Annotated in this window: 24 protein-coding genes and 1 tRNA gene; 11 read left to right on the forward strand and 14 right to left on the reverse strand. The window is 28.0% G+C overall.

Annotation, left to right across the window (positions count from 1 at the left end; all coding sequences use genetic code 11):
* Positions 1 to 10: 10 nt before the first annotated feature.
* On the reverse strand, positions 11 to 898 hold the full coding sequence (locus tag DNJ73_RS04260) for a sulfotransferase domain-containing protein (protein ID WP_158466463.1): 888 nt from the start codon (positions 896 to 898) through the stop codon (positions 11 to 13).
* Between the two features lie 90 nt (positions 899 to 988).
* On the opposite strand from DNJ73_RS04260, the gene DNJ73_RS04265 reads away from it, so the two are divergent.
* The 10 genes from DNJ73_RS04265 to DNJ73_RS04310 all read left to right on the forward strand — a co-directional run bounded on the left by DNJ73_RS04265 (position 989) and on the right by DNJ73_RS04310 (position 12696).
* Positions 989 to 1576 carry an acyltransferase gene (locus DNJ73_RS04265; RefSeq protein ID WP_158466464.1) on the forward strand — a complete coding sequence of 196 codons (588 nt, stop codon included), beginning with the start codon at positions 989 to 991 and terminating at the stop codon, positions 1574 to 1576.
* A gap of 189 nt (positions 1577 to 1765) precedes the next feature.
* Complete coding sequence (locus DNJ73_RS04270) at positions 1766 to 3103, forward strand: nucleotide sugar dehydrogenase (protein WP_257473324.1); 1338 nt, start codon at positions 1766 to 1768, stop codon at positions 3101 to 3103.
* Between the two features lie 9 nt (positions 3104 to 3112).
* Positions 3113 to 4354 (forward strand): hypothetical protein, encoded by a 1242-nt coding sequence (locus DNJ73_RS04275; protein ID WP_158466465.1) that lies wholly within the window; start codon positions 3113 to 3115, stop codon positions 4352 to 4354.
* A gap of 42 nt (positions 4355 to 4396) precedes the next feature.
* The gene (locus tag DNJ73_RS04280; protein WP_158466466.1) at positions 4397 to 5398 is read left to right on the forward strand and encodes a glycosyltransferase family 2 protein; all 1002 of its coding nucleotides are present in this window, start codon (positions 4397 to 4399) and stop codon (positions 5396 to 5398) included.
* Positions 5399 to 5403: 5 nt separating this feature from the next.
* Positions 5404 to 6672 carry a glycosyltransferase gene (locus DNJ73_RS04285; protein ID WP_158466467.1) on the forward strand — a complete coding sequence of 423 codons (1269 nt, stop codon included), beginning with the start codon at positions 5404 to 5406 and terminating at the stop codon, positions 6670 to 6672.
* A 31-nt stretch (positions 6673 to 6703) separates the two neighbouring features.
* The gene (locus DNJ73_RS04290; protein WP_158466468.1) at positions 6704 to 7735 is read left to right on the forward strand and encodes a thiamine pyrophosphate-dependent dehydrogenase E1 component subunit alpha; all 1032 of its coding nucleotides are present in this window, start codon (positions 6704 to 6706) and stop codon (positions 7733 to 7735) included.
* Positions 7736 to 7737: 2 nt separating this feature from the next.
* Positions 7738 to 8748 (forward strand): alpha-ketoacid dehydrogenase subunit beta, encoded by a 1011-nt coding sequence (locus DNJ73_RS04295; RefSeq protein ID WP_158466469.1) that lies wholly within the window; start codon positions 7738 to 7740, stop codon positions 8746 to 8748.
* Positions 8749 to 8818: 70 nt separating this feature from the next.
* Positions 8819 to 9922 (forward strand): DegT/DnrJ/EryC1/StrS family aminotransferase, encoded by a 1104-nt coding sequence (locus DNJ73_RS04300; protein ID WP_158466470.1) that lies wholly within the window; start codon positions 8819 to 8821, stop codon positions 9920 to 9922.
* Positions 9923 to 9924: 2 nt separating this feature from the next.
* On the forward strand, positions 9925 to 10656 hold the full coding sequence (locus DNJ73_RS04305; RefSeq protein WP_158466471.1) for a sugar transferase: 732 nt from the start codon (positions 9925 to 9927) through the stop codon (positions 10654 to 10656).
* A gap of 528 nt (positions 10657 to 11184) precedes the next feature.
* Entirely contained in the window at positions 11185 to 12696 is a 1512-nt protein-coding gene (locus DNJ73_RS04310; protein WP_187152554.1) for a polysaccharide biosynthesis protein, read from the forward strand.
* 80 nt (positions 12697 to 12776) lie between these two features.
* On the opposite strand, the gene DNJ73_RS04315 is transcribed toward DNJ73_RS04310, so the two are convergent.
* The 6 genes from DNJ73_RS04315 to DNJ73_RS04340 all read right to left on the reverse strand — a co-directional run bounded on the left by DNJ73_RS04315 (position 12777) and on the right by DNJ73_RS04340 (position 19904).
* The gene (locus DNJ73_RS04315; RefSeq protein WP_158466473.1) at positions 12777 to 13931 is read right to left on the reverse strand and encodes a polysaccharide biosynthesis/export family protein; all 1155 of its coding nucleotides are present in this window, start codon (positions 13929 to 13931) and stop codon (positions 12777 to 12779) included.
* 34 nt (positions 13932 to 13965) lie between these two features.
* The gene (locus DNJ73_RS04320; protein ID WP_158466474.1) at positions 13966 to 15639 is read right to left on the reverse strand and encodes a GumC family protein; all 1674 of its coding nucleotides are present in this window, start codon (positions 15637 to 15639) and stop codon (positions 13966 to 13968) included.
* A gap of 103 nt (positions 15640 to 15742) precedes the next feature.
* Entirely contained in the window at positions 15743 to 17623 is a 1881-nt protein-coding gene (locus tag DNJ73_RS04325) for a hypothetical protein (RefSeq protein ID WP_158466475.1), read from the reverse strand.
* Positions 17624 to 17751: 128 nt separating this feature from the next.
* Positions 17752 to 18741, reverse strand: a complete 990-nt coding sequence (locus DNJ73_RS04330; RefSeq protein ID WP_158466476.1) for a methionyl-tRNA formyltransferase — start codon at positions 18739 to 18741, stop codon at positions 17752 to 17754.
* Positions 18741 to 19436, reverse strand: a complete 696-nt coding sequence (locus tag DNJ73_RS04335) for a hypothetical protein (protein WP_158466477.1) — start codon at positions 19434 to 19436, stop codon at positions 18741 to 18743. Before DNJ73_RS04335 ends, DNJ73_RS04330 begins: the two co-directional genes overlap by 1 nt.
* Positions 19437 to 19514: 78 nt before the next feature.
* A complete protein-coding gene (locus DNJ73_RS04340) occupies positions 19515 to 19904 on the reverse strand; it encodes a hypothetical protein (protein ID WP_158466478.1) in 390 nt (129 codons plus the stop codon).
* A gap of 226 nt (positions 19905 to 20130) precedes the next feature.
* Here DNJ73_RS04340 and DNJ73_RS04345 point away from each other — a divergent pair, with 226 nt between their 5' ends.
* A complete protein-coding gene (locus DNJ73_RS04345; RefSeq protein ID WP_158466479.1) occupies positions 20131 to 20325 on the forward strand; it encodes a hypothetical protein in 195 nt (64 codons plus the stop codon).
* 1 nt (position 20326) lies between these two features.
* Here DNJ73_RS04345 and DNJ73_RS09795 read toward each other — a convergent pair whose 3' ends face one another.
* The 7 genes from DNJ73_RS09795 to DNJ73_RS04380 form a co-directional block, all read right to left on the reverse strand.
* On the reverse strand, positions 20327 to 20938 hold the full coding sequence (locus DNJ73_RS09795) for a hypothetical protein (RefSeq protein WP_187152555.1): 612 nt from the start codon (positions 20936 to 20938) through the stop codon (positions 20327 to 20329).
* 203 nt (positions 20939 to 21141) lie between these two features.
* Positions 21142 to 21828, reverse strand: a complete 687-nt coding sequence (locus DNJ73_RS04355) for a histidine phosphatase family protein (RefSeq protein ID WP_187152556.1) — start codon at positions 21826 to 21828, stop codon at positions 21142 to 21144.
* A 613-nt stretch (positions 21829 to 22441) separates the two neighbouring features.
* A tRNA-Met gene (locus DNJ73_RS04360) sits at positions 22442 to 22518 on the reverse strand.
* Between the two features lie 52 nt (positions 22519 to 22570).
* On the reverse strand, positions 22571 to 23533 hold the full coding sequence (locus DNJ73_RS04365; RefSeq protein WP_158466481.1) for an asparaginase: 963 nt from the start codon (positions 23531 to 23533) through the stop codon (positions 22571 to 22573).
* A gap of 2 nt (positions 23534 to 23535) precedes the next feature.
* The gene (locus DNJ73_RS04370) at positions 23536 to 24033 is read right to left on the reverse strand and encodes a CGLD27 family protein (RefSeq protein ID WP_158466482.1); all 498 of its coding nucleotides are present in this window, start codon (positions 24031 to 24033) and stop codon (positions 23536 to 23538) included.
* Positions 24026 to 24400: a ribosome silencing factor gene (gene rsfS, locus DNJ73_RS04375; protein ID WP_158466483.1), complete on the reverse strand. Its 375-nt coding sequence runs from the start codon at positions 24398 to 24400 to the stop codon at positions 24026 to 24028. The genes DNJ73_RS04370 and rsfS overlap by 8 nt, the downstream gene beginning before the upstream one ends.
* Positions 24393 to 25028, reverse strand: coding sequence for a DUF3318 domain-containing protein (locus tag DNJ73_RS04380; RefSeq protein ID WP_158466484.1), 636 nt, complete (start codon positions 25026 to 25028; stop codon positions 24393 to 24395). Before DNJ73_RS04380 ends, rsfS begins: the two co-directional genes overlap by 8 nt.
* Positions 25029 to 25096: the final 68 nt, after the last annotated feature.

A 25096-nucleotide genomic window follows, 5' to 3' on the forward strand; every position in this document is an offset into this window, starting at 1 on the left:
TTATTTAATATCATCTAATCCACCTACTTAAATCTTTGTTTATTAATTTTTCTAGTAATAAAATTTCTTCTTTATAATATATATTATTTAATTCAAGTTTTGTTTTATTACTTAATTTTTTTGGCTCTGTCATCAGATGCTTTCTTGAATATCTTACTATCCTTGAATAAAGTTTATTAGGAATTAGTTTTCTTATTATCTTAATTCTTGAATTAGTTCTATCAAATATATAGTTTATTAATTTATTTTTTGGAATTTTTATTTCTTCTTTTCCTTTTATGTGAAATTTGTTATTATGATTTGATTTGATTTTTAGGAAATTTAAAATCTCATTTATATATTTATGGCTATTTGTTCCATAAAGGTCTTCAAAGAGTACAAAATACATATTATCTTTTTTAAAATATTCTAAATAACGTTTAATTTGTACAGTATATAAACCCCTAGAAATATAATATGCTGGGCTATACCATTCGTTATAGGTACTATTATGCTTATCTATGTTCTCTGATTTTATTGCATTAATAAATGAAAGATTCTTCTCTACACCTTCCATCAAATGAAAGTTATATTGAGAATACGCTCTTTCAATTGGATTTCTTAAAATAAAAATTATTTTCAAATCCTCACCCAATGTTTTTTGGATTCTCTTAGGAACATAATTATATAACATATAATCAGGCGTACATTCTCCAATACATTTTTCATATTCAGCCTCTTTAAATTCATTTAAATACCACTCTAAACCTTTTTTATAGTTAGAATCTTTATCAAAAAAATGTATCTCTTTATTCTTTGGCATAAATATATTTTCGTTTTGAATTAGTATTTCATGAAAACTTGTTGTACCTGCTCTTTGTGTTCCAACACATATAAAATTAGGTAATTTATTTTTCATTTTTAATGTGTTGTATAAAATATTCTCTATGGATTCAGCTTAGTCGCAATTAATGGAGTATTTTATATTAAAAAGACAATCTGTTGATTCATGACTCAATTCAACAATGTTGTAATCCATAAAACTTCTATAGTTGATGATGGTGCTTCTATTGGCAGAGATACAAAAATATGGCACTGGGTGCACATTTGCTCTAAAGCAACTATAGGTAAAAACTGTTCAATAGGTCAAAATGTTTTTATTGGAAATAATGTTGTTATAGGTGACAATGTGAAAATCCAAAATAATGTATCTGTCTATGACAACGTAATCCTTGAAGATTTTGTATTTTGTGGACCAAGTATGGTTTTCACTAATGTTTCTAAGCCAAGATCAGCTGTTAGTAGAAAAAACGAATATCAAGACACAATCGTAAGAAAAGGAGCAACTCTCGGTGCCAATTCTACAATCATATGTGGTGTCGAAATAGGCGAAAATGCCTTTATTGCAGCTGGCGCGTTAGTTAATTCAGATGTAAAACCATATGCATTAATGATGGGTTTACCTGCAATTCATAGAGGTTGGATGAGTGCTTATGGAGAAAGAATACCCCTACCTCTTTCAGGTAGTAAAACATGGATCTGTAAAAAAACAAATTCTATTTATAGGTTAAATGGAAACAGTTTAGTCTCTGAATAAAGTTTTATTCCTACAATCTATTCATTTATTTATTAAAATAAATGAATAGATTGTTTTAAGCTATATTTTCTAAATGGATGCCCATGGTATTGAAATATTAAATATTGGTTTAAATGAAATTGATTGTTTTGGGCAACTATGCTAAATTTTATCTAGAAATCTAGTTACAATAGTTTGTATAACCCAAGCTTGAAGACCAGTATTCATGATAGTGGTAGCAAATTTAAGGAAATAATTATTCAAAAATTAAAAACTAATTCTGCAATTATAGGTGTAATTGGGATGGGGTACGTTGGACTTCCTTTGTCCTTATCTTTCGCCGAAAAAAAATTCAGTGTGATCGGCTTCGATATAGATAATAAAAAGATTGATTCACTTAATAGTGGTAAGTCATATATACATCATATTAAAACTAATAGGATACAAAATTGTGTTAATAAAAATTTGTTAAAGGCTTCCTCAGATTTCAGAATTATATCTGAGATTGATTGCATTATTATCTGTGTACCAACTCCATTGAATGATCACAGAGAACCAGACTTGAGTTATATAACAACAACATTAAATTCTATAGCTCCTTATCTTAGAAAATCACAAATATTAAGTTTAGAAAGTACTACATATCCTGGAACGACAGAGGAGATTATTAAACCAATTGTTGAGAGATCTGGATTAACTATTGGTGAAGACTTCTTTGTTGTTTATTCTCCAGAAAGAGAAGATCCTGGTAATGATAATTTTAATAATAAAAATACACCCAAGGTAATGGGTGGAATTACTAATAATTGCAGACATGTTGGGAATTTTTTATATAGTCAAATTTTTATAGATGTTGTTGAGGTAAGCTCTACAAGAGCAGCAGAGATGACAAAATTATTGGAAAACATTTATCGTTCAGTTAATATTGGTTTAGTTAATGAACTTAAAGAGTTGGCAGAAAAATTAGATATTGATATTTACGAAGTTATCAGAGCAGCTTCTACAAAACCATTTGGCTTCACACCTTATTATCCAGGACCTGGTTTAGGTGGTCATTGTCTTCCTATTGATCCATTCTTTTTAACATGGAAAGCAAAGCAATTTAATATTAATACTAGATTTATTGAACTAGCTGGAGAAATTAATAAGGCTATGCCTAAGTATGTAGTAGATAAAACCAATGATGCACTTAATCAAATAGGAAAACCTATTTCTAATAGTAGGATTTTAATACTTGGTATTTCATATAAAAAAAATATTGATGACATGAGGGAATCTCCTGCAGTAGAAATAATGGAGATTTTAAGAAATAAGTCAGCTGATATTCAATACAGTGATCCATTTTTTGATAAATTTCCTAATATTAGAAAGTATTACTTTAATTTAAACAGTGTTAAGCTTAATGAGATAAACCTAAGATCATTTGATGTTACCATTTTAATCACTGATCATGATAGTTTTGATTATTATGCTATTAGAAATTATAGTAATCTTTTAATTGATACTAGGGGAAGATTTCAACCTTCTGAAAATATTATAAGAGCTTAATCTTATATAATGAAAATTTCAAAGTATCTTCTTTATTCAATTATAATACCATCTGGATTTAAATTCTTTGGATTAACCCTCGCCTCCTTGTTATCTCTTCCTTTAGTATTAATACAATTATCTAAATGGAATTATAAACTTCCAATTTATTATAATTATTCACTTTTAGCTTTCATTTATTTTACTTATCTTATTATCCAATCAATTATAGGTGTAATAATTCTTTCTGATTTAAGAATTTTATATTGGTGTATATATTTTGCTATTGTTTATATTATATATATAGCTAATCAAAACTATATTCTTTATGATTGTAATTATAGAAAGAAATTTAATGATATTATTTTCGCTTCTTCCTTAACCTATTTTATTGTTTACTTTATAGTTTCTATTATAGGTTATTTATCTTATGGTAATTTCTACACACATCAAGATGATTTTTTTGTAGGTAGCTCAGGCGCCTTTTTAATGGGTGTTCCTTTATTAGCAAGTATATATAATCTTTGGAAAAAAGCAAATTTCAATTTAAACTCTAGATATATATTATATATATTATTTTATTTGATTAATGTAATAATTCATGATTCTCGCTTAGGTCTTCTGATACTTGTACCATTTCTATCTTTTTATATTATAGAAAGTGTTAAACCAAGTAATATTTTTAATATAATATTAGTTTTGTCCATTTGCATAGGCTCATGGGGCAGTATAGCTAAATTAGCGCCAGTTGAATCAAATAATTTTACAGGTTTAGGTAATAGTATAGGACAATTATTTTTTGACGAAAGATTGGAGACAACAGCAGATAAGTTGCAAAGCGATTATGTCAGATTGATATCTTTATCTACAGCTTACAAGAAATTGCAAATTGCAAATCCCTATGAATTTTTATTTGGTACAGGATGGTATACATCTCGTGAACTTCTGAAGCCATTAACAAAAGATGTACTTGCTGCATCAGAATCACGTGGATATTATTTTATTCTTGATGATTCAAGTCTTCAGGCCGAAGGGTTTGTATTGTTAATAACTGATTTAGGTTTGGTTGGTTTTACATTTACATTGATTTTTATATTTTTAACTTTTCGACGTATTTTTAGAGCTCATACTTCTTTGCCTACAAAGTTGCTTTTTTCATTTTATTTACTTATTGTATTCTTTACTTTGTTTATTGGTAATCCATTAAATATGGCCCCATTCTTTCTGCTTTTGCTTCCTAATGGGATCTTAGATAATCTCTTAATTGACTAGACTTTTTTTTATATCAAATTATAATAAAAAAAACAATTTATAATGAAAAATTTCTCTTTAGTTATGCCTGTTTATCTTAGAAACGATATTATACATTATTCTTTAGAATCAGTTAATAAGCAAACAAAAAAGCCTTATGAGATTATTATAGTTGATAATAATACAAATATTTATGAGACTAAAAAACTTAAATCTATTATTGAAACTTTTCAGAACGGTGTACCCATTAGATATTTTAAGTCTCTAATAAATAGTGGAGCTCAGGCTAGAAATCTTGGTGTTAAATATGTTACTACAGAAATTGTTGCTTTTTTAGATAGTGATGTAATCCTAGAGGAAGATTATTATGAGCAGTTACTTACCTTATTTGATTCTAGTCCAGATTGTATTGCCGCTCAAGGATTAGATATTGATTTAATTAAGATATCTAATAAAAATAGAAACTTATTTGAGAATTTACTCTACCAGTTTGAACAGTTTTTTGAGACGTCTTTACTTTTTGAAAAGACCCATCCATACGTTTCTCCTTCTCTAGCAATTTCTCATCCTGATGTTTCTAATGATTTTGTTTTAAAAAGTGAATGGATTTCAACTTGTGCAGGTATGTTTAAAACTTCACTTTTTAAAAAATACTCTTTTCCATCAAATTTTATTACATATTCTAATAACGAATACTTAATGTTTTCTTATTCCTTATTTTTAAATCGTGAAGGAGATATGATTTATACAAGTTCTGCAAAATATAAAGATCTTCAGACATCCTCTGGAAGAATAGCTCATTTGCCTTACTTATATCAATTACAAACATATGACACATTTATTTTCTGTAGGCTTTTTAGTATGAACATTTCAAATATATTTGTATTTATTAAATCTAGAATAGGTTTATTAATCTATAATATTTTGAAGTCTATTTATAATAGAAAAATTAATCCTTTTTATCTTATAAAAGTTATTCATTCTTCTATTTATCCTTTATTACATCTTAAAGAAATAATCAAAGGCGATTTATCCTTTTATGACGTTGATTTTTCTGATTTTTAATAAAAATGCATATTTGGATATTTCAAACTGGAGAGCCTCTTCATTGTGATACTGAGAAATATAGACCAATGAGGGCTGTTAATTTATCTAATATGCTAATTGAGAGAGGACATAATGTTGAAATTATAAGTTCAGATTTTTACCATCAACTTAAACTCCATAGAACTGGTAAATTTTCAAAGTTAATTATAAATAAACTACTCAATATTAATTTAATTCCTTCAACTGGTTATACAAAACACGTAGGAATAGCAAGATTATTTGATCATTTAATTCTATCCTTAAATCTTATAATATTTCTCTATTTTAAAAAACCTAGGACCCCTGATTTTGTTTTTATAGGTTACCCTCCCATTGAGTGTGCTTTTGTTTTACAGATTTGGCTTCATGCTCGTAATATTAATTTTTTATTAGATATAAAGGATAATTGGCCAGTAACCTTTCTCCAACCTTTCCCAAAGATTATACATCCTATATTAAAAATATTATTTTTTCCATATTATGTGATTTCAAAGTATACAATTAAAAATGCTTCAATTATATCTTCAATTACACCGAATTTTCTTAAGTGGTCTCAGCAATTTAGTAAAAGAAAATTAAATTCAGCTACTACTTACAACAGTGATTTTGTATTGCCTTTAGTTCGTCGTCCTATTGATATTAAACCTGATGATTTATCGCAATCTTTTATTTATTGGAAAGATTATAATTTAGATATTAGTTTAAGAAAGCATTTTACTTTTGTTGGAAGCCTAACAAATTCTTTTGATTTTGATATTTTATATCATGTGTCTAAATATATGTATATATACGACCCTTCTATCTCATTTGTTATATGTGGATCTGGTGATCAATTTCAACGACTAAAGAAATTGTTTAGTGATTCACTCAATGTTCTTTTAGTTGGAAAAGTAAATGAAATCGATGCTTATACAATAATAAATTCATCAATAGCAACTTTATCTCCATATAATAATTTTAACCATTTTAATATGAGTATTCCAAATAAAGTAATTGAAAGCCTTGAATATTCTACTCCTTTTATTACGACTTTATCTGGCGATGTTGCTTTTTTAGCTAGGGATTATAATGTGGGTATAGCTTCTTGTACAACTCCCGATCTTTTTAAAGATGCTTGTTTAAAATTATATAAAAATCCAAAATTAAGATCTATAATGTCAGATAATGCTATCAATTTGTATAATTCAAATTTTAACTATTACAAGATTTATGCCGATCTTGTTGATAGAATTGAAAAATTAACTAATTACTAGTCTTCCACCTTTTTTCTTTTAGCTTTATTCAATGTCTGATAATTTTAATTTAATTGACCCAAATTATTATATATCACCTTTAGATGTTTCTGATTATGAAATTGGTTTTTTGATGAAAATATTAAAAAAAATGTTACTTATTAGATTTACTGAGGAATGTTTAGCCTCTAATAAGAAGGAAGGAAAAATCGGATCTCCTGTTCATTTGGGTATTGGACAAGAGGCTATCGCAACAGCAATTTCTGAGTGTCTTAATAAAGAAGATTATATTTTTGGCAATCATCGTTCTCATAGTCATGTTCTTTCTTTGGGCACTAACTTACAATCTTTTTTTGCTGAAATTCTGTGCAAATCATCAGGCCTTTCTGGAGGAAGGGGTGGGTCTATGCACTTAATTGATGAATCTGTAGGTTTTTATGGATCTGTACCAATTGTTGCTGGAACTGTTCCACTAGCTGTTGGAGCTGGTTTTACATCTAAATTGAAAAAAAATAAATCAATATCAGTATCTTATTTTGGTGATGGAGCTATTGAAGAAGGAGTAGTTCATGAGTCTCTTAATCTTGCAAGAATTAATCAACTTCCTGTGATTTTTGTTTTAGAAAATAATTTATTTTCCAGCCATTTGCATATTTCTCAACGCCAGCCAAGTCCTTTTTCTTCTAGATATTCAAAAGCTAATGATATTGAATCTTTTTTGGTTGATGGTAATAATGTGTTAGAACTTTTTAAATGTGCCTCTAAAATAATTAGTAATTGTAGAAATAAGCATAGACCATATTTTATCGAAGCTGTAACCTATAGATGGTTAGGTCATGTTGATTGGAGAGAAGATATCGATGTGGGTGTTAGTCGATCTAAAACTGATATTGAAAAATGGAAAAGAAGAGATCCCATTAAAAGATTAGAAGATTCTTTACTAAATAAATGTTTAACTACTAAGAAAGATCTCAAAAATATAAGGGACGAATTAAAGTCTTATGTGGAAGAATCTTGGATTAAAGCATTGAATGCCTCTAAACCTAATCCTGACTCATTAATTGATCACGTTTATCGTCAATAAAAATGTCTTTTAATAATGATATTGAAATTAGTTATTGTGATGCTATTAGAGAGGCTTTTTCATATCTATTAAAGAACTATCCTGAGGTCTTTGTTATAGGACAAGGACTTTGGAGCCCATGGTATGTTGGAAATACAATGTTAAATCTGGATACGATTTATGGCAAAGATAGAGTTATAGATACTCCCGTTTCTGAATCAGCAACAACTGGTGCAGCTTTAGGAGCAGCAATAACTGGAATGAAACCAATTGTTGTCCATCCTCGTATGGATTTTATGCTTTATGCAATGGACACCATTGTTAACCAAGCAGCTAAATGGAATTATATGTATGCGGGCAAATGTAGTTCCCCTTGTCTGACAATTAGATCCATAATTAATCGTGGAGGAGAGCAAGGCGCTCAACATTCTCAAGCATTACATTCATTATTTTCTCATATTCCTGGCTTAAGAGTGGTTATGCCTGCTACTCCAACAGATGCCAGGGACTTGTTAATAGCCTCTTGTCTTTCACCTGATCCTGTTCTTTATATTGATGATAGATGGTTATATAGTCAAAAAGAGATATTATCGCCTATAAAAGAAATAAATCTCGCAGAACAAGGCCCATTAGTTTTAAATAATGGAAGTGATTTAACTATTGTAGCCTGTAGTTATTCTGTTTTGTTAGCCAAGCAAGCAATTAAAGAATTAAATTCAAGTAAAAATATAAATTCAATAGAATTAATTGATCTAAGAATATTAAACCCTTTACGTATGAATCTAATTATAAATTCTGTTAAGAAAACAGGACGGTTATTAGTTATAGATGGTGGTTGGGATAGCTGTGGAATAGGCTCAGAGATAATAAGTAAGGTTTGTGAAAACATTGATTTATCATTACTAAAGACTCAGCCACAAAAAATATGTTTACCTAATTGTGCGGCACCTTCGGCAATGAATTTAGAGGATGAATATTATCCTAATATTCAGAGAGTAATAGCTAAAATTAAATTTATTATAGTTCAAAATTAATTCTAAAAAAGATTTGAATTTAATAAGTTTCCTATTTATGCTAGATTTCTAGTTATATAAAAAAAGATGAATGACAGCAGTCCCTTTTTTTGACTATTCTCGTCACTATCTAGATGATAGAGATAACTATCTAAAGATTATCGACGAAGTTTCATCTAAAGGTGCATTTATAATGCAAAATGAATTGAGTCAATTTGAAGAAAATTTATCATCTTTTACCAAAGCTAAATATTCAATAGGTGTTGCTAATGCTACAGATGGTCTTGAGATGTGTTGGATGGCAATTGGATTAAATCCCACAGATGAGGTGATTATTTCTTCTCATACTATGCTAGCTACTGCTTCAGCAATTAAACTTGCAGGTGGTAAACCAATACCTGTTGATATTGGTTATGATAATTTAATTGATCCATTAAAAGTTGAAGAGGCAATAAATGAAAATACCGTTGGTATTATGCCAACGCAATTAAATGGTCGAACATGCGATATGGATAAAATAATGTCAATAGCTAATAAATATAATTTGTACGTTGTAGAGGACGCAGCACAGGCATTAGGTTCATCTTTTAATGGAAAGTTTGCAGGAACATTTGGTCATGCTTCTTCAATTAGTTTTTATCCTGCTAAAGTTTTAGGATGCCTCGGAGACGGTGGAGCGATTCTTACTAACTCTGAGAATTTATTTCAAACGATTTATCAATTACATGATCACGGAAGAGATTTAAATGGAATTGTTAGAAGATGGGGAAGAAATAGTCGTCTTGATAATTTAAATGCAGCAATATTAGATTTTAAATTAAAATCTTACAAAGATGTTATTAAAAGAAGAAGACAAATAGCCAGTATTTATCAAGAAAGATTATCTACACTCGAATACATAAATCTCCCACCTGCTCCTGGTTCTGAGGATAAGCATTTTGATATATTTCAAAACTATGAAATTACAGCAAGAAATAGAAATCAATTGAAGAAATATTTACATGATTTAGATATTGGAACATTAATTCAGTGGGGTGGTCAAGGGATACATCAATTTAAAGAATTAGGATTTGATTTGAATCTTCCTAATACTGAGTTATTCTTTAAGAAATGCCTTATGTTACCTATAAATTTATTTATCAGTGATAACGATGTAAATTATGTTTGTGATAGTATTATTAAGTTTTATAAGTAAGAATGAAGAGACTAATTGATATTATTTTATCTCTTACAGGATTGTTTTTATTACATCCGTTTATATTTATATGTTTATTTTGTGTTTGGATTCATGATTTTAAATCACCTTTATACATTTCAAAAAGAATAGGAATTGGAGGGCGTGTCTTTAATATGATCAAAATTAGAACAATGATTATTAATGCAGAGCATACAAAAGTTGATTCTACCGTAATTAATGATAGTAGAATAACACCAATTGGTTTTTTCATAAGGAAATATAAGATAGATGAGATTATGCAATTAATTAATATTCTCAAAGGTGATATGTCTTTAGTTGGACCTAGACCAAATGTTAAAAGAGAGACAGATTTATATACAAGTATGGAAAAAAAATTATTAAGTATTAAACCTGGACTAACAGATTTTGCTTCAATTGTTTTTTCTGATGAGGGAAATATTATTTCAAATACTTATGACCCTAATATTGCCTATAATCAGCTTGTTAGGCCAGGTAAAAGTATATTGGGCTTGTTCTATGTCGATAAAAAAAACATTTTCGTTGATATACTTTTAATTCTAATTACTCTAATAAGTTTTTTATCTAGAAGACTTAGTTTGGATTTAGTGGTTTTGTTACTTAAAAGACTTGGATCCAGTAAAGATTTGCAAGTTATTGCGAGTCGAAAGACAAAACTTGTTCCTTCTCCTCCTCCTGGCTCAGATGAAATAGTTACAAATAGGAGTATTTAATTAATCAATAATAAATATAAATTTTTAACTTTACAATTATTTTTATGTATTATATGCTAAATTTATAGATTTCTAGTAAAAAAAATTGGGTTGTTAATGGTCCTTCATTCTCAAAATCTTATTAGGAACATTATCTATTCTCTAGTAAGGTTTGTTAGTTATCTAAAGAAAGTCAGGTCAAGAACTAGATTTTTTATTCTTATAAGTATTGATTTTTTAGCTTTAGTTTTATCTTTTTCTTTGATCGAATATTCTAATAAATTTTCTAGTCTGTATTTTGATCCACCTTTTTTAATTATAAAATATGTAGTTTCTATATTAATTATGCAAATTATATATATATTTTTTGGAAACTATTCTCTTAGAACTTTATATTTTGATAGTAAAGCTTTTTATAGGACTGCATTTATAAATTTTCTATCAATCTCTTTCTTATATTTTTTATTTAGGCTTTTTATAAATGATTTATTTATAAATAAATTTCTATTTTTATGGTTAGTTTCTACTTTCTTTCTTTGTTTATCTAGAATGTTTATTAAAGATATACTTCTAAGCTCTTCACTTAGAGTTAATACTAAATATACAACAATAGCTATTTATGGTGCTGGTGGAGCTGGTGCTCAATTAGTCAATAGTTTGATTTTAGATTCAAAATATAAGATTTATGCTCTTTATGATGATAATCCTAGTTTATGGAATACTGAGATTTTTGGTATTAGGATTTCTCCCCCTTCAAATCTTTTATATGACAAAGATTTTATTGGAAAATTATTTATTGCTATGCCTTCCGTAGATGAATATAGTTATTCAAAAGTAATTAGGAAGGTCGAACAATATAAAATTCCAATTATGCAAGTTCCTTCTATTAATGAAATTACAAAAGGAATTGCAAATATTGATTCTTTAAGACCAATCCCTATAGAAAAACTATTAGGTAGAAAGGTTGTTCCACCTTTTACGAATTTGCTAGAAAATGCAATTTCTAATTTAAATATATGTGTTACTGGAGCTGGAGGTTCTATTGGTACTGAACTTTGCATGCAAATCCTAAGACTTAATCCTAAAAAATTATTGCTTATAGACTTTAGCGAAGTAAGTTTATATAATTTAATTAATAAAATTAATGAAGATTTATCTTCTAGAAATATAAATATTGAAGTTATACCTTTATTAGGTTCTACAACAAATTATATGTTTTTAAAGAACAATTTTATGAAGCATAAAATTGATGTTGTTTACCATTCAGCAGCTTATAAGCACGTTCCTTTACTTGAATATAATGTTTTAAATGCTATTAAAAATAACATTTTTTCATCGCTAAATGTATGCAAAGCCTCTTTATGTGCAAATGTTAAGAAAGTTACTCTTATTTCTAGTGATAAAGCCGTTAGGCCAACGAATATTATGGGGAGTACAAAAAGGATATCTGAACTTATTTTCCAGGCCTATGACAGTCAATTAAATAATAATTCTATAAATCAAAAGAAAAATACAATCTTTTCCATTGTTAGATTTGGAAATGTCTTAGAATCGTCTGGATCCGTTGTGCCTCTTTTTAAAGAGCAAATAAGTAAAGGAGGCCCGATAACATTAACTCATAAAGATATAATTCGTTATTTTATGACCATTCCTGAAGCTGCTCAACTCGTTATTCAAGCATCTCAGATATCTAAAGGTGGTGAAGTTTTTATACTAGATATGGGTGAACCAGTTAAAATCATGGACTTAGCAATAAAAATGATTCGACTAAGTGGATTAGAACTAAAAAATGCTGATAATTTACAAGGAGATATAGAGATTGTTATCACAGGTTTAAGGCCAGGGGAAAAACTGTATGAAGAATTATTGATAGGCGGTGATTGTTATCCTACTGAGCATCCATTGATTTATTTAGCAAATGAACTTTCAATTCCTTATGAAGAATTAATGACTAAAATTAATGATCTAAAATCTGCATATAATAATATGGATAGAACAAATGCATTAAATTTAATGAATGAATTATTACCTGATTGGCAAAGAAGTAAGATTAATTCGTAAAAATCAAATTTCTAAATTATATATATGATGATGGTTTTAAATTTTTATATATGTTATTATTTAATGTCTATTTAGAGAATTTAAAAACCATCTTTAAAAAGATTTAAAAAGGAATAAACACCAACAAATGGTCGTGTGATTTCAGATGTTAATTCTGAGAATGTACTTAATTTATTTTTTCCAATATAAATCATATCTCCCTCTCTCATATATGGATTATGTACTGAATTAGGTTTATTCTTTAAATTATATTTTATATTTAGATTAGTAATTACTCCATTATTTTCATATCTATAGAACCTTACAGAACCAGCTGAAATTTGTCTTCCTCCAGCCATTTGAATTGCATCGTTTAATGTTGATACTCTTGGCAATTTAACAATACCTGGCTCGTCAACTTTTCCATTTACAAATACATTTATAAATTTAGAGTTGATATTTGTTTTATTTATTTTAAGTATTAAATCAGTATTTATTGTTTTAGACTTTTTAATTTTAATTATATCTCCATCATATAATCTAATATTTTTATCCAATTGATTAGATGTAATTAATTTCATAAAGTTGATATTAGCTGTTATGAATCCTCCACCATTACTTATTGAATTTTTGCGAATTACTTTGATATTCGAAAGATCTGATGTTGCAAGGATTCCACTTGCTGCTTTTAATGCGTCATAAAGATTTGGATTATAAAAATTTTCTTGATTTATATCTTCTAAATCATTTATATTTACTTCGGCTCTTTCGTTTTTTATTATTTCTGAATTTAGTATTTTAGTATTTAAGGTATAGTATCCTGGCCTTACAATTTCTCCATCGATATAAACTTTTACAGGTCGTGGTTTAACTAATTCTATCTTAACATTCGGATTTTTGACATATTCTCTATATCTTATATTTAAAAGTTTTTCAAGTTCGGAAATTGTTAATCCAGAAATATAGATTGTATTTAATCTAGAAAGTTTAACATTACCATCTGAGTCAATATTTTTTACTGCTGTTAAAGCAATTATATCTTCAGATACCTCGATTTTAATATTATCACCTGGTCCTAATATATAATTACTATCCTGTTTTTGATAAAAATAATCTGTTGAAAGTACATTAGAAGGAAGATTATTATTTTCAAGTTCTTTTGAATACAACTTATTATATATATTTGAGCCTGTTGTAGCTAAGAAAAATAAAGCTATATATATATATTTAAGACTTTTATATTTAATTCTGGTCATATTAAATAATGGCTAATATAATTAATTATAACTCTTATTGGATCAATATCAATCCGAATGTTTTTAGATCAACCAGGTTTAATCTATTTTTAAGTTTGTTAATTTCTTTTTTCTTTACATTACCTTTGGCTGTTAATATTATTAATTCATCACTATTTTCTATTATTGAAATATTCTCATCATTATCTTCTATTAATATACGATTATTTATTATATTCAATTTATCTAATATTTCTTTTGTATCATTTGTTATATTACCAATAGGTATTATTCTAATTTTATTATTATTAATATTTATTCTATTTTTACAGATAAGTAAAATATCATCGATCCATTTTTCTTTTTCATAAAAATTTAATTCAAGTATTTTCTCTACTTCTAATTCTTTCATGATTTCCTTTGAATTATAAATTAATCCCTTTTTTATTTCAATTAGATATGAACATAGAGCACCAGTAGTTAATCCAAATAATGTACCTAATAATATTATTGCTTTTCCTCCAAGTGAAACTGGTTTGTCTAATATTGTTGGTTTTGTAATTAATTGCCATGGCTCTTTATTTTTTGCTTTTTCTAATGCTAAAATATTTAATTGATTTTCTAAATTATTTAATGTCTCTTGATTTCTGAATGACTGTCGGATTAATCCTTTATACTTTATTAGTATTTCTTTTGGTATTGTTGTTGCCTCTATTTTTGCTAATGCAAGGATTTTTTGTGCTTGCAAATATGCATTTGTCCTTCTTTTTAAAGTTTTTAATATAAAATTTCTTTTATCTACAAGTTCTTTAACTCCTTTGTCCTTTTCTGTGAAACTAGCTCTAGCAATTGCTAATTCTATATCTAATTCATCAAGTTTTTTTGATAAATTATCTTTTGATAATTCATCAATAGTCTTTCCGTAGAATGCAATAGCGTCATCGTTGCTTTTAATGTTTTCAAGTCTTTTTAATTGTTGCTCTGCTGATCTTACTTGATTTGTTGCTAAGTTTCTTTCATTTTCAATTGTTAGATAACTAATATCAGTATTCGCTTTAGGATTTTTATCGATAGTTACAAGATCTAGATCTTTTTCTATTGCATATTTATACATTTCTTCAAGATCTAATTTACTTTTTTTCTCGTAGTAAGCTATTTGATTCTTTATATATTTTAATCCATTGTTGACATTTTTTAGTCTATCACGACCTGAATAAACCTGATAGGATTTTGATATATTTTCAAGAACTTTTATGATAGCTTTTTTGTCTGTATCCTCATATGTAATATTAAGGACTGATGTTTTGGGTATTAGTCGAATCTTTAGATTATCTCTTCTCCAATCATTAAAGTTTATATTTTGTATTTTATATTTGTTTTTATATTCTTCATAAACATTAAATAGTAAGGATGGACTTTTTAATATTTCAACTTCTGTATTTAATTCGTTATTGCCTCCTATATCAATTAATGATAATGGAACATCAAGTCTTTCTTTTATACTATTTTTCATAGCTGATTGATTATCCTGAGGAGACTGTATTACTATCTGAAATTGACCTTGCCAGGAAGCTTTTTTTAACTTTGAATAAACAAATGATGATATGATGGATGCCAATGTAATGATTAATATGATATTTTTATTTCTCTGAACAAAACTTATGAGATCTTTGATATCAAATTCTGTATCAATTTCTGGATTGATTAAATCTTGATTTTTATTTTCCATAATCTTTTACGAATATTTTTCTATAATACTAGTTACCTAGTTTTATGTAAATAGCTTATTTAAATAAATTTCTTGTATTTAAGATTATATTTAATATACTTGTTTAAAAATTGTAGCTAACTTTAAATTTATAATTCAATTTATCATCTTTTAATAACTGCCCCATATCATTATTACTCAAATAATTAGATATTCCTAGACTCAACTTTGTTTCTTTTGTTATTTTTCTTTCAAGGTTCAGGCTATATGTATTATCACTATTACCTATGGCTTTATTTATATTCGGTATTATAGACATTCTGTTATTTAGATTATAAATAACATTTAATCCTAATGATGATAGTGTTCCATCCCCAGTAAATGCAAATTTAGGATTTACATTCATTGTAATGAATTCATTGATATCTAAACTGTTTGCTAATTCGGCAAATAAATATCCAGGTCGAGTTTTACCTAGCACTCTTCCGAATGTCATTCTTAGAGAATTTTTAAGGTTATAAAAATCTTTTTTAGTATTGTATAAAACTGTACCACCACCTCTGATTGATGGATTTCCTGGTTGTAAATAAGTTTTAATGTATTTATTATCGTAATTCTTCTTGCTAATATTTTCTGTTGCTATTTCAAATGTAAAATTATCAGAGAATCCTCTTGAAACAATAATATTTTGTGTTCCCTTGTTATCTACTCCATATACTATTTCTGTTTCTCTTTCATTTAAAAGATTTATATTGTTATTTTTATATATTTGATTATTTTGTTTTTTTGATTCTTTATCTTGACTTTTTATAATACTATTTCTTTTATTAGTAGGTGTGTATATGAATCTTCCTCCATAAATTATCTGTTTAGTACTAGGCATTGTCAATATAGATGTAGAAGGAGTAAGTCCAAAACTATTAGTTAAATAACCTTCTAATGTTATTTTATGATCTATATTGTAGTTTAGTCCTGCCGTATATACATTTTCTTTTGAGTATTCTAAATTACTATTGAAACTATTATAACCGTAAATTATTGGAATATAATATGAATAAAATGTCGTTATATTTTTTGTATGTTTATTACTGATACCTAAACCAATTCCAAGATTATTTCCATAGAAGTTTCTCTTACCATTATGATTACCTTGATTTTTTGGTAGTATCGATAATTTTGGTACTATTGAAAATTCTTTATTATCTAATTTGTATGTTATTGGTAAAGATATACTTCCAATTAAATTATTATTTAATATTTTTTCATTCTTACTATTAAATATATTTTTACTATTACTAGTACAATTATAACCAAAGCATCCACCGCTTCCTACTTTCCAATTTTCAATAGATCCATCTATACTAATTTTATAATATTCTTTGTTTAATATTTTATACTTTATATTACCTCCAAAATTTGTCCATAAATTTGCTGAAGATTCATTGTATTGACCTATTTTTTTAAATAAAGGATCATCCGCTTCGGTATAAAAAATTCCAAGTGTAATTTGACTATTTAAACCATATTGTATGAGTCCTGAATAATTCTGATTTCCTATGCCTCCTGAGTTTCCTGAGGAAAATGAAGAAACAGTATTTGTCTCTATTCTCAGCTCACCATTTTTAAGTGTACTTGCTGTTGGTATCGATTTACCCTTATTTAATAATATGAATCTATTATTTGATTTTTTAATTTCATTACTTCTTTTAATGTTATTTTCTATATTTTTGATGAACTTAATCTTCTCATCTTTTTCCTCTACTTGTATTTGTAACCATTTTACTTCATCTTCTTTTTTATTTTCTTCTTCATCTAATATATACCAATCTATATCATCTCCTTCTATATTTTCTTCTTCAATAGGTTTCCATTCTATTTTGTCATTTTTATTAGAATTATAAATCTCTGATGATTTAATCTTATTCTCATTAGTAATTGATACTATTATTAAAATAATCAAATATACGCAATTAGAGCTAATTTTACTTTTAAATAAATTCATCATCTTTATATTATGTTTTATTGTGTTCTGTTATTATAGCTGTTATTTTAGTTTTTTTATGATATATATTTAATATTCCATCCAGAATCTTTTTTGGTTTCATTCTAATAAATTTATTTTTATGTGAAGATCTATATATCATAATTTCCATACTTATTTAATTTAAATCTTTTTATATCTTTTTCTGGGCTATCCATATTTTTGCCTTTCTTGATTATATTTCTCATATCACTAATTGTTTCATAGTCATGAACAATTAATACTCCACCTTGACATTTTACAAGAAATTTATCATTTGGAAATACATCACATATCTCACCATTCTTAGCATTTATAAAAGAATGTGATTCAAGATCTGTATAGAATATATTGGCTATGTATATTTTAACCTTTATCTCTTTTATATAACTAAATGCTCCATAAAATGGTTTAGTTACTGCTCTGATTAGTCTTTCTATATTATAGATGCTGTCATTCCAGTCAATTATCCCATCATCAGCTGTTCTTTTAGGGTAAAATGAACCTTTAGTATCTTTTTGCTTCTTTACTTTTATATTTTGTTGTTCGATGTTATCCCAGTTTTTCTTTACTATATTAATAAATGCCAAAAGATTCTTATAGTGTAACGTCTCTGATGTGTCAAAATTATTTATACTAAAACATTCTTTTCCTACAACTGGACCATTATCTATACCAGCTTGATATTTAAATAGATTTGTATAAAAGAATTTTCTATCCTCAATTATTGACCAATTTAGTGGCGATCTTCCTTTACCAAACGGTAAGTCCATTGAACTTCCATGCATTCCATACACGCCGCAGCTAAAGCATTTAAGTATTCTCTCAGGTATTAGTCTTTGCCAACCTATAGCAAATGCGATTTTAAAGTTACTTTCTTTAAAAAATTTATAATCAAGCTCATCTTTTAAACTATATTTGTTAGCTATATAGATTGATTGATATAAATTTTTGTGCTCCTGTAAATCTGTATAGCCAGCAACAGATTGTTCATATCCTTTTTTTGGATTAATTGTTACTAAATTTATTTTACAACCTTCTTTTTCAAATATTCTACTTATATGGAGTGTTGTATTTTTACAACCAAACAGTGTAAATTCCATTAATTGTATAAAAAGCTCTTACAATTCTTTTTAGTTTCAAGAATTATAAACTCTTCATGTAATTTTATCCATTTTAGGAGTGTTTCTGTAGGTGAGCTTGTAACATTTGTCCACCATATAGGATGAATTAATATATGAAATTGCTTTTTTATATTTTGTTTTGTATTTAGATCTATTTTCTTTCTTATATCAACTCCAGCTGAATCTGAATAATAGCACATACTTTTAAAGTATTTATCCTGATATGTATGATCGACATTTGGTAGTTTTCTATTGTTGTTATTGAGAAATTTTCCAGGTCTATGTAATGAGACTAGCTTTATTTTTACTTGAAAATATCTTTCAAATATTTCTTTCTCATTTATCAATCCATTATCTATATCTTGATATGCTTCAGGATCAAAGTGTAGTGAGATATTATGTCCTAATTCTTTTATTTGTTTTATTATGTCTTGATTGTATTGGCTTAATGGATTGTATGTATTTGATGTAAGCATTATAAAGTAATTTGCTTTTATATTTATTTTATTTTCAAGTATTGCAATTTTTAAGGCTTCTTCTAATGAAAAGTCTATATCATGTCTTAGATTTATTATTTTATTCTTTGAATTTAGATCTTCTTCAAAACTTCTAAAGCTATAATTATTTTCAATAAAAAAAATTAAAAACTTTTCTAGAGAATTGATTCCATACATTATTTTCTTCCTCCATATTTTTTATTCATTTTATATGATTTTATTATATTTTGCAGTTTCTTTTCATTCATATATTTATTATATCGATAGAAGTAATTCATATGATTTGTTTAGTTCTGGTGTGATTTCCTCATCCAGGTAAACTATAGCAAGATAAGTTGGTAAATCATCGTATTTTTCAAGCAAATTTTTTACGAATTCTGGAGAAGGAATTAGTTCTCCTCTGAATATATATTTGTATATACGTATTGTTGTTTTATTAAATGTTTTAAATAGTATATTATTTTTTACAATTTGCCATAACTGGTTCCTATTGATATTCCTTTTTTCTGCTATTTGATTAAAAAGTTTTGCAATAAAATAATAGTAATTTGCTACTTTATATTTATCGATATTTTTTTCTGTTATGTTAGAAGTAGTATTTAAAAGATATTCTACTTGTGTTTTTTGAAGATCTTGCTCTCTCAAATAATCTTTTTTATTTTTATATGATCCTTTTTTAATTACAATATGTTTATTTAAAATATTGTGTATATATTCTTTAGTTGATAAACTGGGGTTATCGATTTCACTACTTATAATTTCCGCTAACGGATAAGTAATATTATATCTGTAGGCTGATAAATTTTCAGCACTTTTTTTTAGCTCTGTCAGTTTTTTAATAGATTTTTAAAACTTTTAACTATTTTATCTTATGTCTGCTAGTTTTGCTAGTAATCTAGTAAATAAATTTTTGGACTCTGATTTAACTATTGATATAAGCAATGAGTTATTCGTTGAACTTGAGACTTTGGCTAAGGATAGTGGTATCGATGTAGATGTGTATATCCAAGATGTCCTTGAAGAAGAGGTTTTGAAGAATATAACGCTAAGCCTAGTGAAAAAATAATTTATGAGTTAATTGGTTGTTTTGAGTGTGTATTAATACACTCAGTGATTTGAAATAGTTTTGGAAGTATGGGTGTTCTGCTCATAGATATAAAACAAGGTATTACTGGACACCCTCTATGAAATTTTATAAAAGCTATTGTTTCATCTAAATTTAGAACTCTTTCTCCCCTCAAAATATCCTGTATTAAATGAAGGTTGTCTTTGTTTATGTTTTTTGCATCTGCTTGCTTTGTAAAAACCCTCCATGCTTCTTTATCTGAAAGCATCTCTTCTCTTGCTATGTTTTTAAATTGCTTTTCTAGAAGATGTGAATATTGAATAACATCAGAATCCGAGAGAACTCTATTGCTTGTGTCAGTAGAGCTAATTCTTTTAGGATTATTGTTCAGATCTTTTATTTGAGATGATATTAAATTTAACTCTTTTTCAATAACTTCAATTCTACTTTCAAATTCAGTTCCACTCGGACTAAACCCTTGATTTTTTAGATAAGATTCTATTAGCTTGCTTACATAATCTCCAAGTGTCATTCCTGACTTTATTGCTTGCTGCTTTACGCTTCTAAGAAGATCAGGGTTAATATTAATGTTTAATTGAGTTCTTGTAGCCATTTGATAGAAAGATTGGCCTCTTTTAATTTAAATAATAATACGTAAAAGCGCGAAGTGTTAATAGTTATAGAAATATAGTTATTCTATAAATACTAGTGATCTATAACGGTTTCTTTAAGATCGTAGATTTTCTTCCTATAAGCTCGAATTGTTTCGAAATTTATTGAGAATATTCCTATTAATAAATTCCAAAATGTATACTTTTATCTTGGGTAAAAATGTCTCGAAAAATCATTAAAATTATTAAATCTATGCTCTAAAGTTAATTCATTGTTCTTTCTGGAAATAACAAAAAAGCCTCCTTCATCAACATACATACTATCAACCTTTGTATTTTTGAAGATATCTCTTATTACATCTCCATTATGAGAGCTAACTATTGTATTGTTCTTTTGTTCTATAGGCATAGATAAATATAATTTTTTTAATTTTTTAACTCGATTTAATTTATCTTCAGTAAAAGGACCTCTATGCACTAAATTGAAATCAATTTCATCATATTTTCCAAAAGCAATACTTGCCGTTTGCCTCGCTCTACAAATTGGACTAGTAATTATAAATCCGATAGGTACATTGATATTTCTCATGTGTTCACCAATGACTCTAGCCTGTACTTTTCCTCTTTTGTTAAGACAAGTACCTTCTGAGAAGTAATGAGATTCAGCAAATCTCGTACCATTTATTCCGTTTGAATGAACAACGCTCTCTAGCGCATCAAATATCACATTATCTTTATATGAATTTCTGTCTGCATGTCTAAAATGAAGAATATATCCTCCATTCTGAATTATATTAGCCCATTTTTTTTCGGCCTTCGTTCCTCTATAAGCAGCAATATCACTCGTTTTCTCTGTAAATAACTTCTGTTTAATTCTAGACTTGTTGTCCAATAAATATAAAAATGAGGCTGATGATGAAATTGTTAATGTAATAAAATAAAAATTAGTTTTATTACATTAAATACTTTTTGTGTCTGAATGTCACGATGCCTTTAAAAATTTTTTGTGGGAATATTTATTTTCTCATTTTATTTATAATTACTAGGATTTCTATATTTTCTATGATTTTGGAATATTTCATCAAATTTATAAGGTATTTAACAAGGAATATTACTCTAAATATTTAATCTACTAATTTCTTTGGAGTATTGTAGTTAATTTTTTAAAAGTCGCTAGGGTGACATATCCGATGATTTTATAGTTTGAAAACGATGTCTCAAGATGAGCTTTTAAGTTTCGAGTTTTAGTTATCCTTTTACTGATAGACCTTTATCACTGTATTTGGAGACATAGCATTTATAGGAACTTTGATTCTGAAGCCATCCACTAGACCCGATATCATGTGGTTTTTAGCTGTTTAGACAAGTATCAATGCACCAAAATGGGGCATTGAAAAAAAAGGATTCAGCTATAACTGTGATTTTCTATTTTCATCTCTTTATTTAACGTCCTCCTTGTATATAAAGAAAGGCATTAAAAAAGCCCCTGAGGGCTTGGTTTTAATTGGTGGCGGGGGGAAGATTTGAACTTCCGACCTTCGGGTTATGAGCCCGACGAGCTACCAGACTGCTCTACCCCGCGTTGCATTTAAAGCATACATCTTAGTGTGACGTTATAGATTAGTTTGTTTGAATTAAGGGACCTTTAATTGTCCTTCAACTTCAATATAAATACCAGGCTTTTTCTGAAGGATAATTTCATCAAGTTCTTCTAATGCAGTTGGGCTGATCCATTCAAGTTGTCTAAGAAGATGAATGGCTACAGCATGTTTTGCTCTTCTTGATCCGTCTTCAACCTTTATTGAGAGTCCTATTCCTTCTCCTAAAAGACCTATGCATTGAATACCTTCACTACCTCCTTTGCTAATTATTTGATTATGACCTCTTTTTATTAATTCCGAATCAAAACATCCCTTGCCAGCCACAAGATCAGGATTATTAGTCATTGCTCGAGCTATTCTTTCAAATTCTGGTTGATCTGACTTAGATAAATGTGCATATAAAACAGCCATTTGAGATAAATGCAAAAGTAATGTAGGTGCTCCACAGTCATCTCTTTCGGCAATGAGTTCTTCTGCTGGTATTTTTAGTAACTCTGAAACTCTTCTGAAAATTTCTTTTTGAAGCGGATGATGTCCCATCAAATAGCTATCTAAATCCCAATTCATTTTTTTGCATGTCGCTAGAAATGCCGAATGCTTTCCTGAACAATTGTGTTGAAGTTTGCTTTCTCTATTTGCTGGAATGGGGCATTTAAGCTCTTTTATATCAATATCTGCGTTCCAGAGTAACTTAAAAGCTGTTCTAGCTTGATCTGCTGAACCTTGATGAGAGCCGCATGCAAGAGCTAAAGCTTTATTGTCTAAATTGTATTTTTCTGAAGTACCACTTGTGAGAAAAGGTAATACTTGAAAAGGTTTAAGTGCTGATCTGATGAATGTTTCATATTCACTCAAGCCAGCTTTCATTAGAGTTCTACCTTTTGTATCACATATTGAGGCGTGAGCTCTATGAATTGATTCAACACTTGATCCTCTTTTTACTAGAACTTTCAGAGAACTTTTATTGTTATTTGATAAATTGTTTTGTAGATTCATTATCAATAAAATCTTAAAAATATAAATATTAATGAGATTAAAATAGTAGACAATACATATATAATTATTGTTTCTAGATGGTTTAGAATAGGTTTGACTTGGTGTTGAGCAATAAGCAAGTCTTTCGCTCTCCAGTCTATGGGCTTTTCCCAAATTTGCCCATCATACCAACCAGATTCTTCATACTCAATATTTTCAGCATTAAGTCGTTTATATATATAAAACCAACTTAACCATTGTCTTATCAATAATAATATAGGAAGAAAAAGAGATGTAGTTAGACTTATAATTGCAAGATCAAATATGTTATTTTTTAGATAATCACTTCCATAAGATATTGTTAAGCTGATTGGTGCAATAAAAATCCAACTAAATATTAGCTTCCTGTAGAAAAATTTTTTTTCGAGTAAAGGCCAAGATATTATCCATGAATTTCTAATGCTATTGAATTCATTCAATGGTCTTTGATTAGATGGAACAGGGCATATCATCTTATTCATCTTTTAATTCTATTAATCGATTATTAGCAAAATTATGACTTATTCCATTACTCCAAAATGATTCTAAATCGTAGAATTTTCTTTCATTCGGTTGCAAAACATTAATTATCAGATCTCCATAATCTAATAATGCCCATTTTGCTTCATTAATTCCTTCCTTTCTAAGAGGTAATATGTCTGCTTCTTCTTTTAGTGTCTTTTCAACATTACTAACTATTGCCCTTACTTGAACATCGGAAAGTCCTTCTGTAATTAATATCCAATCGGCGATACTTGAAACCGCATCAACTTTCAAAAGTTTTATATCCCCAGCTTTTCTATCATCGCAAGCAACTGCAGCTATTTCAACTAGCCTACTGCTATCCATAAACATTCTCACTAGTAACTGATTTTTTAGAACCTTCCTGAGATGCCATTTCTGCGCGCGCTCTTTCGGCACTTTTCCTTAGAGCTTCTAATCTATCTTCATAAAATGTTCTCTTTTTTTTCTTCCTAGATTTTTCTACTAAGTCTTTTAATGCACCACCAAGACTTTTATAAGCATTAGGAACGCTATATCCAAATCTGCATGCTAAATCAATAGCTCTTTCATCAGCTGATATCGCATCTTGTAAACGTTTCTCTGAATTATTCTTCAAATACAATCTATAGCCTGCAAAACCTGACAACCCTAATGCCATTAAGAGAAGCAATCCATCTTGTACCCATAATTCTCCTATGGCTCCACCTAAACCTATTGCAAGAGCAGCCATTTCCCAGCCATCTCTAGGAATAGTATCATTTTGAATACGTCCCACTTCATGCCAAAAAAGTAAATTCCTATGATCTTGGGCTAGATACTCCCATTGCTCAAGGTCAACTTGAATTTCCACTTCATCTCGCCCGATTTCTTCAAGCGTGATCAATGGTGGATCTATGGCTGCTGCGGCTTCAATAAAGACCCAGCTTTGGTTTTCTGGTGGCAGCAGCCCTTTAAGGCGCTGTAGTTCGCTCATGCTTTTTGTTTCTTGTTCGGAAAGTTAGCTAAACTTTAATGGTAATTTGCCGATCTAGACAGTAGATG

This window comes from Prochlorococcus marinus XMU1408 (assembly GCF_003208055.1).
Lineage (GTDB): Bacteria > Cyanobacteriota > Cyanobacteriia > PCC-6307 > Cyanobiaceae > Prochlorococcus_B > Prochlorococcus_B marinus_A.